This window comes from Microbacterium marinum, from assembly GCF_014204835.1.
Taxonomy (GTDB): domain Bacteria; phylum Actinomycetota; class Actinomycetes; order Actinomycetales; family Microbacteriaceae; genus Microbacterium; species Microbacterium marinum.
The window spans coordinates 249,044-262,542 of record NZ_JACHMD010000001.1 but is presented as its reverse complement, the minus strand read 5'-3'; the positions used below and the strand labels follow the sequence as shown (position 1 = coordinate 262,542).

General features: G+C 66.7%; 13 protein-coding genes and 2 tRNA genes. 10 read left to right on the top strand and 5 right to left on the bottom strand.

Annotated features, from left to right (window positions below):
- Positions 1 to 6: 6 nt before the first annotated feature.
- Both rnpA and rpmH read right to left on the bottom strand, forming a co-directional pair.
- A complete protein-coding gene (gene rnpA / locus BKA24_RS01220) occupies positions 7 to 345 on the bottom strand; it encodes a ribonuclease P protein component (protein WP_184214500.1) in 339 nt (112 codons plus the stop codon).
- A gap of 10 nt (positions 346 to 355) precedes the next feature.
- Positions 356 to 493, bottom strand: coding sequence for a 50S ribosomal protein L34 (gene rpmH / locus BKA24_RS01215; protein ID WP_064002918.1), 138 nt, complete (start codon positions 491 to 493; stop codon positions 356 to 358).
- Between the two features lie 305 nt (positions 494 to 798).
- Here rpmH and dnaA point away from each other — a divergent pair, with 305 nt between their 5' ends.
- The 7 genes from dnaA (at position 799) to BKA24_RS01180 (ending at position 10,742) form a co-directional block, all read left to right on the top strand.
- A complete protein-coding gene (gene dnaA / locus BKA24_RS01210) occupies positions 799 to 2,220 on the top strand; it encodes a chromosomal replication initiator protein DnaA (protein ID WP_184214490.1) in 1,422 nt (473 codons plus the stop codon).
- Between the two features lie 488 nt (positions 2,221 to 2,708).
- Positions 2,709 to 3,851, top strand: coding sequence for a DNA polymerase III subunit beta (dnaN, locus tag BKA24_RS01205; protein ID WP_184214488.1), 1,143 nt, complete (start codon positions 2,709 to 2,711; stop codon positions 3,849 to 3,851).
- Positions 3,852 to 3,893: 42 nt separating this feature from the next.
- Positions 3,894 to 5,057: a DNA replication/repair protein RecF gene (recF, locus tag BKA24_RS01200; protein ID WP_184214485.1), complete on the top strand. Its 1,164-nt coding sequence runs from the start codon at positions 3,894 to 3,896 to the stop codon at positions 5,055 to 5,057.
- Entirely contained in the window at positions 5,044 to 5,538 is a 495-nt protein-coding gene (locus tag BKA24_RS01195; protein ID WP_184214483.1) for a DciA family protein, read from the top strand. The genes recF and BKA24_RS01195 overlap by 14 nt, the downstream gene beginning before the upstream one ends.
- A gap of 124 nt (positions 5,539 to 5,662) precedes the next feature.
- The gene (gene gyrB, locus BKA24_RS01190; protein WP_184214481.1) at positions 5,663 to 7,735 is read left to right on the top strand and encodes a DNA topoisomerase (ATP-hydrolyzing) subunit B; all 2,073 of its coding nucleotides are present in this window, start codon (positions 5,663 to 5,665) and stop codon (positions 7,733 to 7,735) included.
- Positions 7,736 to 7,782: 47 nt separating this feature from the next.
- Positions 7,783 to 10,341 carry a DNA gyrase subunit A gene (gene gyrA / locus BKA24_RS01185; protein WP_184214479.1) on the top strand — a complete coding sequence of 853 codons (2,559 nt, stop codon included), beginning with the start codon at positions 7,783 to 7,785 and terminating at the stop codon, positions 10,339 to 10,341.
- On the top strand, positions 10,338 to 10,742 hold the full coding sequence (locus tag BKA24_RS01180; RefSeq protein ID WP_184214477.1) for a DUF3566 domain-containing protein: 405 nt from the start codon (positions 10,338 to 10,340) through the stop codon (positions 10,740 to 10,742). The genes gyrA and BKA24_RS01180 overlap by 4 nt, the downstream gene beginning before the upstream one ends.
- A 13-nt stretch (positions 10,743 to 10,755) precedes the next feature.
- Here the strand turns inward: BKA24_RS01180 and BKA24_RS01175 are convergent, their stop codons facing one another.
- Positions 10,756 to 11,466: a VIT1/CCC1 transporter family protein gene (locus tag BKA24_RS01175; protein WP_184214475.1), complete on the bottom strand. Its 711-nt coding sequence runs from the start codon at positions 11,464 to 11,466 to the stop codon at positions 10,756 to 10,758.
- A 115-nt stretch (positions 11,467 to 11,581) separates the two neighbouring features.
- On the opposite strand from BKA24_RS01175, the gene BKA24_RS01170 reads away from it, so the two are divergent.
- From BKA24_RS01170 to BKA24_RS01160, 3 genes are all read left to right on the top strand, one after another.
- Positions 11,582 to 11,655: transfer RNA gene (locus BKA24_RS01170), tRNA-Ile, on the top strand.
- A gap of 14 nt (positions 11,656 to 11,669) precedes the next feature.
- Positions 11,670 to 11,742 (top strand) — tRNA-Ala (locus tag BKA24_RS01165).
- A gap of 223 nt (positions 11,743 to 11,965) precedes the next feature.
- Positions 11,966 to 12,391, top strand: a complete 426-nt coding sequence (locus BKA24_RS01160) for an NUDIX domain-containing protein (protein ID WP_184214473.1) — start codon at positions 11,966 to 11,968, stop codon at positions 12,389 to 12,391.
- On the opposite strand, the gene BKA24_RS01155 is transcribed toward BKA24_RS01160, so the two are convergent.
- The gene (locus tag BKA24_RS01155; protein WP_184214471.1) at positions 12,382 to 12,879 is read right to left on the bottom strand and encodes an aminoacyl-tRNA deacylase; all 498 of its coding nucleotides are present in this window, start codon (positions 12,877 to 12,879) and stop codon (positions 12,382 to 12,384) included. The two genes, BKA24_RS01160 and BKA24_RS01155, sit on opposite strands and share 10 nt — an antisense overlap.
- Positions 12,872 to 13,444, bottom strand: a complete 573-nt coding sequence (locus tag BKA24_RS01150; protein WP_184214469.1) for a DNA helicase — start codon at positions 13,442 to 13,444, stop codon at positions 12,872 to 12,874. The genes BKA24_RS01155 and BKA24_RS01150 overlap by 8 nt, the downstream gene beginning before the upstream one ends.
- Positions 13,445 to 13,499 lie beyond the last annotated feature (55 nt).

The window sequence follows — 13,499 nt, the reverse complement described above, 5'->3', positions numbered from 1 at the left end:
CGGAGCTCACAGCGCCGCCTTGCGCTCGAGACAACGGATCACTTCAGCACGCAGCGACGAGAAGTCGGCCGTGGCCGCTGTCGGAAGCGCCCGGATGACCACGTCAGCGCCCACCCTGACATCGGGCAGTGCCTCCGCACAGATCGCCTTGAGCCGTCGTCGAACGGTGTTGCGAACGACAGCGCCCCCCACATGCTTGCTCACGATGAAGCCGAAGCGTGGAGGGCGTTGCTCGGAGGTGCTGACGACGTGGGTGACCGTGTGCGAACCGGCACAACGGGCACCGCCGCGGACGACGGCTCGGTAGTCCGTCCCGCGGGTGATGCGATTCCCGCGCGTCAGCACCGTGGAAAGGTCAGGCCGAAAGCTCGGTGCGCCCCTTGGAGCGGCGAGCCGAGAGGATGGCGCGGCCGGCGCGCGTACGCATACGGGCGCGGAAGCCGTGCTTCTTGGCGCGGCGGCGGTTGTTGGGCTGGAACGTGCGCTTGCTCATGAAGATCACTCCGGATGGGCGGGGTCACCCGAACGCTCTAAGACCGGGGACACAGGTACATGGGGGACTCACCCCGTAGGGCATAAGTCAACCGACTTAGGATACGTCGAGATTCCTGAGATCCCAAACCGACGCAGCCCGACCGGACATTATCCACCGGTCGCCAGGTCGTCGTGGCGACGACACGCGGGCCCGATCTACAGTTGATTTTGCGGTGTTCGTCGCCGATGACTAGCGTGAACGGGTCTGTTATCCACAGGCTGTACACAGAGCCTTGCACACCTTTTTCCACACTCGGGAGGGCCATGTCCGAGCACCACCTTCCGGATGTCCCCGTCTGGACCGCCGTGCTCGATGTGCTGGCCACGGACGAGCGGGTCACGCCGCAGATGCAGGGCTTCCTGAGCCTCGCGGTCGCCCAGGGCGTGATGAGCGGCACGCTCTACCTCGACGTGCCGAACGACCTGACGGCCGCTCAGCTGAACAAGCGGCTGCGCGGACCGATCATGGAGGCACTCGCTCAGGTCGACGCCGAGCCGGCCGCGTCCACCTTCCGCGTCGTGGTCAATCCCGAACTGGTCGACAGCCACCTCACCGCGCCCGTTCCCGTGCAGTCCGCGCTCTCGCCGACATCGACGCCGGCCCGCCCTGCCGCCGAGGAGTATCACGAGCCCGCGGCACCGGCATCCCGCAACGACACCCGGCTGAACCCGAAGTACACCTTCGACAATTTCGTGATCGGCCAGTCGAACCGGTTCGCGCACGCTGCCGCGGTCGCCGTCGCCGAAGCACCTGCGAAGGCGTACAACCCGCTCTTCATCTACGGCGACTCGGGCCTCGGCAAGACCCACCTCCTCCACGCGATCGGCGACTACGCGATCAACCTCTACGCGGGGATCAAGGTGCGGTACGTGTCGAGCGAGGAGTTCACGAACGACTTCATCAACTCGATCGTCAACAACCGCGCCTCGGCGTTCCAGGCCCGGTACCGCGACGTCGACATCCTCCTCATCGACGACATCCAGTTCCTGCAGGGTCGCGCCGAGACGCAGGAGGCGTTCTTCCACACCTTCAACCAGTTGCACGACCACGACAAGCAGGTCGTCATCACGAGCGACGTCCCGCCCCGTCACCTGACCGGGTTCGAGGACCGTATGCGCAGCCGGTTCGAGTGGGGCCTGATCACCGACGTGCAGGCGCCCGACCTCGAAACCCGCATCGCGATTCTCCGCAAGAAGGCGCAGTCCGAACGGCTCCAGGTTCCCGACGAGGTGCTCGAGTACATCGCGACGAAGGTGTCGAGCAACATCCGCGAGCTCGAGGGCGCACTCATCCGCGTCTCGGCGTTCGCGAGCCTCAACCGCTCGAACCTCGACATCTCGCTCGCGCAGACCGTGCTCCGCGACATCGTCGACCAGGACGACGCGAACGTCATCTCACCGACCGACATCATCTCTGCCACGGCGCAGTACTTCCGCCTCACCGTCGACGACCTCTACGGCTCGAGCCGTTCGCAGTCCGTCGCGACCGCGCGTCAGATCGCGATGTACCTCTGCCGCGAGCGGACGAGCCTGTCACTCCCCAAGATCGGCCAGCTCTTCGGCAACCGCGACCACACGACGGTGATGTACGCGTACAAGAAGATCAGCGAGCTCATGAAGGAGCGCCGCTCGATCTACAACCAGGTCTCCGAGATCACCACGCAGCTGGGCCGTTCCGCGCGCTGACGCCGATCGAGCGCCGTCGCACCGTCGTTACGACGTCGTCGGCTGACGATCCGACTTGACATGCATGCCGCGTCGGTCCCATCATGCGCGTTTCCCACAGTGTGGAAAGCCTGTGGATAACTGTGCGGCGGACGCCTCCGAATGTGAACGAATGGCGACGTCCTGTGGATGACGAGGCCAACCGGTCGCCAACGTCGATGCCACTGTTCACGCGCTTTCCGCAGCCCGTGCACAAGTTACACGCATGTGGTTCCGGCTCCACGAGCGGGATCGCTCGAGTTATCCACACTTTCCACAACGGTTAACACCATGACAAATCTTCATCTCTAGAAAGCCGATCCGATCACCCTGAGGGGAACGGCCTGGGGAGAGCTCCACGGATGCCGACTCGTCGACGACCACCTCCGACGCGAGGAGAACGCGCTTCCGGAGTCGAGAACCGAGGGCACTAGCATGGGAGAGCCCATCACGCCGTCAAGGGAGCATCTGTGAAGTTCCACGTCAACCGCGACGTCTTCAGCGAAGCCGTGTCCTTCGTGGTCAAGCTGCTCCCGCAGCGCAATCCGCAGCCGATCCTCGCGGGTGTCCTCATCGAGGCGACCGAGGCGGGTCTGTCTCTGGCAGCCTTCGACTATGAGGCGTCCGCTCGCACTCTGATCGAAGCGACGGTCGACGAGCCCGGGACGATCCTCGTCCACGGACGTCTCCTGTCCGAGATCGCATCCCGGCTTCCGAATGCGCCGATCCAGATCCAGCAGGATGCCGACGGCGAGATCCTCCTCACGTGCGGTTCGGCGCGCTTCACCCTGGCATCCATGCCGGTGGCGGAGTACCCGGCCATTCCGGAGGTCTCCGGTGAGTCCGGTCTCGTCCCGGGCGCGGACTTCTCGACGGCGATCGCGCAGGTCGCGTTCGCGGCATCCCGCGACGATGTCACCCCAGTGCTCACGGGCGTCCAGCTCGAGGTGACCGGAAACGAACTGAGCCTGGTGGCGACCGACCGTTACCGTGTCGCCCTTCGCGAGATCAACTTCGACAGCGGAGCGGTGGCCCGCGAGGAGTCGACGACGGCTCTGGTTCCCGCCCGTACGCTCACCGAGGTCGGGAAGACGTTCTCGAACGCCGGCGACATCCAGGTGTCGTTCTCGGGATCGGGTGACCGCGAGATCATCGCGTTCACGGCGGGCAACAAGACCGTCACCTCGTTGCTCATCAAGGGGAACTTCCCGCCGGTCCGGCGGCTTTTCCCCGCTCAGACCGAGCACTACGCGGTCGTCAACACGGCCGAGCTGGCCGAGGCTGTGCGTCGTGTGTCGCTCGTGCTCGACCGGTCTGCGCCGCTGCGGTTCTCGTTCTCCGACGAGGGTGTGTCGATGGATGCCGCGGGCACCGAACAGGCCCGCGCGACCGAGTCGGTCGATGCGACGCTCGCCGGCGAAGAGGTCACGCTGGGTCTGAACCCGCAGTACCTGCTCGAGGCGCTCGGTGCGGTGAAGAGCGAGTTCACCCGCATCACCTTCACGTCGAGCGAGAACGCGAACAAGCTGAGCCCGGTGCTGATCACCCCGCAGACGTCGGGCACCCCGGAGAGCTTCAAGTACCTCCTGCAGCCCAACCTGCTGCTGCGCTGACGTCCCTGCCGGGATGTCGGACTCCCGGAGGAGGATGATCCGATGATCGTGGAGCACCTGAGTCTCGTCGACTTCCGCAATTATGCGGCGGCCGATGTGACGCTCGTTCCCGGTCCGAACGTCGTCGTCGGTCGGAACGGCCAGGGCAAGACCAATCTCGCCGAGGCGATCGGGTATTTCGCGACGCTCGGGTCGCATCGGGTGTCGCAGGACGCGCCGATGGTGCGATTCGGCTCGGAGGCGGCGTTCGTTCGGGCGCGTCTCGGGTATGGCGATCGGCGGATTCAGCTCGAGGCTCAGCTGAATCGCTCCGGGTCGAACAAGGCGCGGGTCAACGGCTCGCCGGTGCGGACGTCGGAGTTGCCGCGCTATGCGCAGGTCGTGCTGTTCGCTCCGGAGGACCTCCAGATCGTGCGGGGCGATCCGTCGGCGCGTCGCCGTTTCGCCGATCAGCTGCTCATGCAGCGGGTGCCGCGTCTGGCGGGCGTCCTCGGCGACTACGACCGGGTGCTCAAGCAGCGCACCGCGCTGCTGAAGTCCGCGCGTGCGCGCGGTCTGCGGGCGGAGCAGTTGACGACGCTCGACGTGTGGGACGACAAGCTCGTCTCGCTGGGCACCGAGATCGTGCTTGCTCGGCTCCGCCTGACCGAGGAGCTGGCCGGCCCGTTGCGTGCCGCGTATGAGGCGATCGCCGGCGCGGACCACGACCCGCAGATCGACTGGGTCTCGAGCATCGCGGGCGCCGATCCCGAGGAAGACGCCGCCGCGACGGATGCTGCGGTCTTCTCCGATCCGGATGCCACGGCGGCCGCGTTCCGCGCGGGTCTCATGGCCAAGAGGTCTCAGGAGCTCGAGCGCGGGGTGACGCTCGTCGGCCCGCACCGCGATGATCTGCTCCTCCGTCTGCGCGGACTTCCGGTCAAGGGATACGCGTCGCACGGTGAGAGCTGGTCGGTGGCGTTGTCGCTTCGGCTGTCGTCGGCGCAGCTTCTGCGCGACCAGTTGCGTCTGGGCGACCCGATCGTCATCCTCGACGACGTCTTCGCCGAGCTCGACGCCGATCGCCGCTCTCGTCTCGCCGGTGTCGTGGCGGATTTCGAGCAGGTCATCGTGACGGCCGCGGTGGAGGGCGATGTCCCGGAGCCGCTGCGCGCCCGCACGGTGCGGGTCGAGGCGGGCACCATTGTGACGGATGCCGATGAGTGACTCGTCCGAGATCCCGGAGACCACCGCGACCTACCTCCGCCTTCGAGGGCTGGAGCCGTCCGCGGCGAAGAAGCGTCGTCGCCGCCGGCGGGAGGTCGACGAGGACAACCTGCCCTTCGCCCCGGGCCGCGACCCGAAGGGGCTCGGCGATCTGATCACCGATCTGACGCGTCAGTCGGGGTGGGGGCCGCAGCTGGCCCGCGAAGACCTCGTGCTGCAGTGGGCCGAGGTGGCAGGCGAGGAGACCGCACGTCACGCGGACCCGGTCGCGTTGAGCGATGGGACGCTGACGGTTCAGTGCGATTCAACGGCATGGGCGAAGAACCTCCACCTCATGCGCACGACGATCGTCACGGAGTTGATCCGCCGCTTCCCGGAAGCGGGTGTGGAGACGATCCGCTTCGTCGGACCGGACGTCCCCTCGTGGAAATGGGGCCCCAGAGCCGTTCCAGGGCGCGGCCCTCGCGATACCTACGGCTGACCCACGTCCTGCACCCTTCGGAACGGTTTCCGCGCGCCACAGGGCCGTTCAGCGGCGTCCGGCGCCCGGATACGGGTAGACTGGAGGCAAGCCCCGGACGATGAATGTGGAGCGCACGAAACCGATGACGTCAGATACTTCAGACAACGTTCCCGAAGACGTCGATCCGACTCCCGAATCGCCTGAATCAGCCGCCACCCCGGACACGACGCGTGTCCCCGCCGAGTACGGCGCCGACGCGATCCAGGTCCTCGAGGGTCTCGAAGCGGTCCGCAAGCGCCCCGGTATGTACATCGGCTCGACGGGTGAGCGCGGTCTGCACCATCTCGTCTACGAGATCGTCGACAACTCGGTCGACGAGGCACTCGCGGGGTACTGCGACACGATCCACGTGACGATCCTCGCCGACGGCGGCCTGCGCGTCGTCGACAACGGGCGCGGCATCCCCGTCGACCCCCACGCGTCCGACCCGACCAAGTCGACCGTGGAGGTCGTCCTCACGGTCCTCCACGCCGGTGGCAAGTTCGGAGGCGGCGGCTACGCGGTCTCCGGCGGTCTCCACGGCGTCGGATCATCGGTCGTGAACGCGCTCTCGACCCGCTTCGAGGTGGAGATCGGACGTCAGGGACACATCTGGCGGCAGAGCTTCTCGTCCGGCGGAAAGCCCGAGGCGCCGCTCCAGAAGGGCGAGGAGAGCGACCGCACCGGGACGATCATCACCTTCTGGCCCGACGACGAGATCTTCGAGACGGTCGACTTCGACTACGACACCCTGCGTACGCGCTTCCAGCAGACCGCGTTCCTGAACAAGGGACTGCGGATCACCCTGACGGACGAGCGCGAATCGGCGATGACGGTGGTCGACCTCGAAGAGGGTGGGTCCGAAACGCAGCAGCGTCACGACGACTTCCTCTACGAGCGCGGACTCGTCGACTACGTCGAGTACCTCAACAAGGTGCGCAAGGCCGAGGTCGTCAACGAGGAGATCATCGAGATCGAGTCGGAGGACACTGTCCGCCACATTTCGCTCGAGCTCGCGATGCAGTGGACCTCGAGCTACACCGAGAACGTGTTCACCTTCGCGAACACGATCAACACCCACGAGGGTGGTACCCACGAGGAGGGCTTCCGGGCCGCGCTCACAGTGCACATCAACCGGTACGCGCGCGAAAAGGGCCTCCTGAAGGAGAAGGACGACAACCTCGCCGGCGAAGACATCCGCGAGGGACTCACCGCCGTCATCTCGGTGAAGCTCTCCGAACCGCAGTTCGAGGGCCAGACCAAGACGAAGCTCGGCAACACCGAGGCGAAGGCGTTCGTCCAGAAGGTCGTCGGCGACCAGCTCATCGACTGGCTGGATCGCAACCCCGCGCAGGCCAAGCGAGTGATCATGAAGGCGGTGGATGCCGCCACGGCCCGCCTCGCCGCACGGAAGGCCCGCGAGACGGCGCGTCGCAAGAGCGTCTTCGAGTCGGCATCCATGCCCGAGAAGCTCAAGGACTGCACGAGCAAGGACCCGTCCATCAGCGAGATCTTCCTCGTCGAGGGCGACTCGGCAGGCGGTTCCGCGGTGTCGGGGCGCGACCCCGAACGGCAGGCGATCCTGTCCCTGCGCGGGAAGATCCTCAACGTCGAGAAGGCGCGGCTCGACCGCGCGCTCGGCAACGCAGAGATCCAGGCGATGATCCAGGCGTTCGGCACCGGCATCGGCGAGGACTTCTCCGTCGAGAAGGCGCGGTACCACAAGATCGTCCTGATGGCCGATGCCGACGTCGACGGCCAGCACATCACGACCCTGCTGCTCACGTTGCTCTTCCGCTACATGCGCGGGCTGATCGAGGCCGGCTTCGTGTATCTGGCACAGCCGCCGCTGTACCGCCTCAAGTGGTCGAACGCCCCGCACGAATACGTGTACAGCGACCGTGAGCGGGACGCACTGCTGAAGGAAGGCCAGGCCGCGGGCCACCGCATTCCGAAGGACAACGGCGTGCAGCGCTACAAGGGTCTCGGCGAGATGAACGCCAAGGAGTTGTGGGAGACGACGATGAACCCCGAGACGCGCACGCTGCGTCAGGTCACCATCGACGATGCCGCGGCAGCCGACGAGATCTTCTCGGTGCTCATGGGTGAGGACGTGGAGGCGCGGCGCGGATTCATCCAGCGCAACGCCAAGGACGTCCGCTTCCTGGACATCTGAGCCGCGGCATCCCGCGCGACGCGACGACGAACGAAGACTGAGAGAACATGGCTGACGAAGAGCGTCCCGACCCGAACGCCGGGTACGAGCACGGCAACATCGACCAGGTCGACCTCCAGGTCGAAATGCAGCGGAGCTACCTCGATTACGCGATGAGCGTCATCGTGGGTCGTGCACTCCCGCGCGTGGAGGACGGCCTCAAGCCCGTCCACCGCCGCGTGCTGTACGGCATGTACGACGGCGGATACCGCCCCGACAAGAGCTACTCCAAGTGCGCCCGCGTCGTCGGCGAGGTCATGGGTCAGTACCACCCCCACGGCGACAGCGCGATCTACGACGCCCTCGTCCGTCTCGTCCAGCCGTGGTCGCTGCGCTACCCGCTCGCCGATGGTCAGGGCAACTTCGGGTCGCCCGGCAACATGGGCGCCGCGGCCCCCCGGTACACCGAGACGAAGATGGCTCAGCTCGCGCTCGAGATGGTGCGCGACATCGACGAGGACACCGTCGACTTCGAGGACAACTACGACGGCCGCACGCAGGAGCCGGTCGTCCTGCCGTCGCGCTTCCCGAACCTGCTGGTGAACGGCTCGGTCGGCATCGCCGTCGGCATGGCGACGAACATCCCGCCGCACAACCTGCGCGAGGTCGCCGACGGTGTGCAGTGGGCGCTCGATCACCCGGATGCCACCCGCGATGAGCTCCTCGAGGCGCTCATGGAGCGCATCCCGGGGCCCGACTTCCCCACCGGTGCGCAGATCCTCGGCACCAAGGGCATCCGCGAGGCCTACCGCACCGGCCGCGGGTCCGTCACGATGCGCGCGGTCGTCAGCGTCGAGGAGATCCAGAACCGCACCTGCCTCGTCGTCACGGAGCTGCCGTACCAGGTCAACCCCGACAACGTCGCGGCGAAGATCCGCGACCTGGCGCGGGACGGCAAGATCACGGGCATCGCGGACATCCGCGACGAGACCAGTGACCGCACCGGGCAGCGCCTCGTCATCGTCCTCAAGCGCGACGCCGTCGCCAAGGTCGTGCTGAACAACCTGTACAAGCACACGCAGCTGCAGGAGAACTTCGGCGCGAACATGCTCGCGATCGTCGACGGCGTGCCCCGCACCCTGCCGCTCGACGGTTTCGTGAGCTACTGGCTCGCGCACCAGTTCGAGGTCATCGTCCGGCGCACCCGCTACCGGCTGCGCGAGGCCGAGAAGCGCATGCACATCCTGCGCGGGTACCTCAAGGCGCTCGATGCGCTCGACGAGGTCATCGCGTTGATCCGCCGGTCGCCCACCGTCGACGAGGCGCGTGCCGGCCTGAAGTCGCTGCTCGACATCGACGACGCTCAAGCGGATGCCATCCTGTCGATGCAGCTGCGCCGACTCGCCGCCCTCGAACGTCAGAAGATCATCGACGAGGCCGCCGAGCTCGAGCTCAAGATCGCCGACCTCAACGACATCCTCGCCTCGCGCGACCGGCAGAGCACGATCATCTCGGAGGAGCTCGGCGAGATCGTCGCCAAGTTCGGCGACGAGCGTCGCACCCACATCCTGCACGGGTTCGACGGCGACATGTCGATGGAAGATCTCATCCCCGAAGAGGAGATCGTCGTCACCGTCACCCGCAACGGGTACGTCAAGCGCACCCGCAGCGACAACTACCGTTCGCAGCACCGCGGCGGGAAGGGTGTGAAGGGTGCGCAGCTGCGCGCCGACGACGTCGTCGAGCACTTCTTCGTGACGACGACCCACCACTGGCTGCTCTTCTTCACCACGAAGGGCCGCGTCTACCGGGCCAAGGGCTACGAGCTGCCCGAGGGCGGTCGTGACGCGAAGGGTCAGCACGTCGCGAACCTGCTCGCCCTCCAGCCCGACGAGGAGATCGCGCAGATCCTCGACATCCGCGATTACGCGACCGCGGAATACCTCGTGCTCGCCACGCGCGACGGCAAGATCAAGAAGACGGCTCTCACCGAGTACGACACCAACCGCCAGGGCGGCATCATCGCCATCCGTCTGCGCGGCCAGGACGAGGAGAACGGCGACGAGCTGGTCAGCGCCATGCTGGTCGACTCCACCGACGACCTCCTCCTCGTGTCCCGTCTCGGGATGTCGCTGCGGTTCACCGCGAGCGACGAGTCGCTGCGTCCGATGGGACGCTCGACCGAGGGTGTGAAGGGCATGTCGTTCCGCGAGAACGACAGTCTCCTCTCGGCATCCGTCGTCCGAGACGAGGGGTACGTGTTCGTCGTGACGCAGGGCGGCTACGCCAAGCGCACCGCGGTCGACCAGTACCGCGTCCAGGGACGCGGCGGCCTCGGCATCAAGGTGGCGAAGCTGCACGACGATCGGGGCGAGCTCGCCGGGGGCTTGATCGTCAGCGCGGTGGACGAGGTCCTGGTGGTTCTTGCCAGCGGCAAGGTGGTACGCTCGGCCGTTGCCGAGGTGCCCGCCAAGGGCCGCGACACGATGGGCGTGGTTTTCGCCCGTCCCGATGACGACGACCGCATCCTCGCGATCGCCCGGAACGGCGAACGCGGGCTTGCTGAGGAGATCGCCACGGAGGACGCAGCCCCGGCTCCCGAGACCACCGAAGAGAGTGACGCATGAGCACGGTAGCCGACAAGCTGGCGAAGAAGTCGTCGAGCAAGACGAACGCGAAGCAGGTGCGCCTGCGCCTGGTCTACGTCGACTTCTGGTCGGCTGTGAAGCTGTCGTTCCTCACGGCTGTCGCCCTCGCGATCGTCACGGTCATCGCCACCTTCCTTGTGTTCCTGGTCATCCAGTCAACGGGGCTCATCACCCAGGTCGATGAGTTGCTGACGGCCGTGACCGGTGGTGACTTCCTCCTCGGCTCGGTCCTGAGCCTTCCCCAGGTGATGGCCTTCGCCGCCGTCGTCGCGATCCTCAACCTGATCGTGGTGACGGTGCTGGGCGCCGTTCTCGCCGGGATCTACAACCTGATGGTCAAGGTGACCGGCGGCCTTCTGGTCGGCTTCACCTCGAACTGATCGCGCGCGACGGTCAGAGCACCGTCGTTCCGAGAAGTACTCCGATCACCCAGGTGACAGCGAGCGCGAGCGCGCCGCCGATCACCAGACGCAGCGAGGCGCGCACCCTGCCGGCACCGCCGAGGGCGGCCGAGACCGTGCCGGTGACCGCAAGCGCGACCAGGACGGCGACGAATGTCGTCGGCACGCGCCACTCCGGCGGGGGCAACAGGATCGCCAGCAGCGGCAGCAGTGCTCCCAACGTGAACGCGATCGCAGAGGACAGGGCCGCGTGCCACGGGTTGGTGAGGTCGTCCTGGTTGATACCGAGCTCCACCTCGAGGTGCGCGGCGAGAGCGTCGTGCTCGGTGAGCTCCACCGCCACGCGGTGGGCGGTCTCGTCCGACAGTCCGCGCTGGCGATACAGCTCCGTCAGTTCGGCGAGCTCCTCCTCGGGCATCTCCGCGAGTTCCCGACGTTCCTTCTCGATGAGCGCTTTCTCCGTGTCGCGCTGACTGCTCACCGACACGTACTCGCCCAGGGCCATCGAGATGGCGCCACCGACGAGAGCCGCCGTCGACGCCGTCACGATCGGCCCGAGGAGCGTCGTCGCGCCCGCGACGCCGACGGCGACAGCGGCCACCGACACGATGCCGTCGTTCGCGCCGAGCACGCCGGCGCGTAGCCAGTTGAGCTTCTCGCCGATCTTCGCGTCGTGCGGTTCGTCGTGGATCGTGTCGGTCATGACGCCAGTAAACCAGAACGCCGGGAGGGCGGGGGCCGCGCGGCATCCCGATTCGTCAAACCGATGCCTCTTCGGGTAAAGTCTTGGAGGTTGCAGGCGTAAGCCAGGCAACGACGGGGCTATAGCTCAGGCGGTTAGAGCGCTTCACTGATAATGAAGAGGTCCCAGGTTCAAGTCCTGGTAGCCCCACTCTCACCCATCGAGGGGCCTTAGCTCAGTTGGTAGAGCGCCTGCTTTGCAAGCAGGATGTCAGGAGTTCGAATCTCCTAGGCTCCACAATCTCCGAACGCCGGCCCCGTGGCCGGCGTTCTTCGTTACACCTGGCCACGCCGCGTTCGTCTCGTTCACATGCACTTCTCGTGCATAACGGCGGAGTCGAGACCGCTACGCGCCGCGCGGCGCTTCTCACCACGGCGTGTCGAGCCTCCGCATCCGCTGTGGTGCACGCCAGGACGAAGCCGGCCCGCGGCCCCGCGAGCCCTCCCGATAGGGTAAGGGCGTGGACATGAGGGTCGCAGCGTATGCCGTCATCGTCGACGGCGATCGGATCCTCCTCGCGCATTGGAACAACGCACGCCGTCCCGCCTGGACGATGCCCGGCGGGGGCCTCGAGGCGGGCGAAGACCCCGCGGATGCCGCGGTGCGGGAGGTCCTCGAAGAGACGGGGTTTCACGTGGAACTCGACGGCATCCTCGGCGTCGACTCGCACGTGATCGCTGCGCGCGACCGTCTCCACGGGCACGACGCGCTGCACGCCCTCCGGATCCTGTACCGCGCACACATCGTGGGAGGTGAACTTCGCAACGAGCTCGACGGATCCACCGACGAAGCGGCGTGGTTCCCCCTCGCTGAGGTGCCCGACCTGACGCGTGTGGGCCTCGTCGACGTCGCGATGAGGATGGCGGGTCTGTCGCCTCAGCCCTGACGCGCCGACATCTCCTCCGAGATGTCCGCAACGGTCGCGCCGTAGGCGCGGATCAGGTCGTCCGCCTGCACGAACAGGCTGAAGCCGTGAACACCGGCACCCATGGCGATGCGGCGCCCGACGATGCTCTCATCGGCGAACACAGGCCAGTCGGTGGTGCTTCCGATCGGGGTGATCGTGCCGCGCTCGTATCCGGTCGCAGCCAGTGCGAGGGCGGCCTCCGGGAGGCGGAGCTTGTTGACGCCGACCACGGCGCGGAGCTTCGGCCACGAGATCGCACGATCACCCGGGATCAGCGCGAACAGGTAGGTGTCATCGCTGCGCTTCACCACGAGCGTCTTCACGATGTCGGACGGCTGGAGACCCAAGAGCTCCGCCGCGTCTTCGAGGCTGTTCGCGGCGGGCCGTTCCCGGAATTCGACCGCCAAAGACCGGGAGCGCGCCGCTTCCGCGACGCGCTCCGATGGTGCAGAAGCCGATTCAGGCATCCGGGGCGCGCAGCGGGTCGTCCGCCACCCAGAGCTCGTCGTCGGCACGAAGGGTCTGCCATGCGGCGTAGAGCACGCCGGCCGTAGCGGCGACGCCGAGGATGATGGCGATCACGCCACCGGCGCCGATGCCCTTCTTCGCGGGCGGGGCGACGGTGAACTGCTTGGTCGCCTTCTTGCCGGCCTTCGCGGCGTTCTTCTTGAACTTCGCGACGTCGAAGTCGCCGAAGCTCTTGCCGTGAGCCAGGCGGTGGCGCTTGTCGTTCGCCACATCCCACACCGACAGGGCGGTTCCGACGACGGCGCCCGCAGCGGGGACCAGCGCGCCGTTCAGGACGCGACGCCCTGTCTCGACACCCTGCTCGACATACGGGGCGGCGAACTTGTCGTACGAGTGCTGCACGGTCGGTACGACGTGCTCGCGGTTGTAGTTGCCGAGCTGGCGGCCGGCTTCGCGCGCGACGTCACCTGCCTGACCGACCAGGACCTGCTGGGTCTCCCACAGCTTGGCTGCCTGGTTCTGCAGCTTGCGGAGTTCCTTCTTGCGCTTGCGGTTGAGGCTCACGGTGCCCTCCCTTTTCCGGGGTCATCCGGGGACGTTTGTCCCCATACTGCCAGAC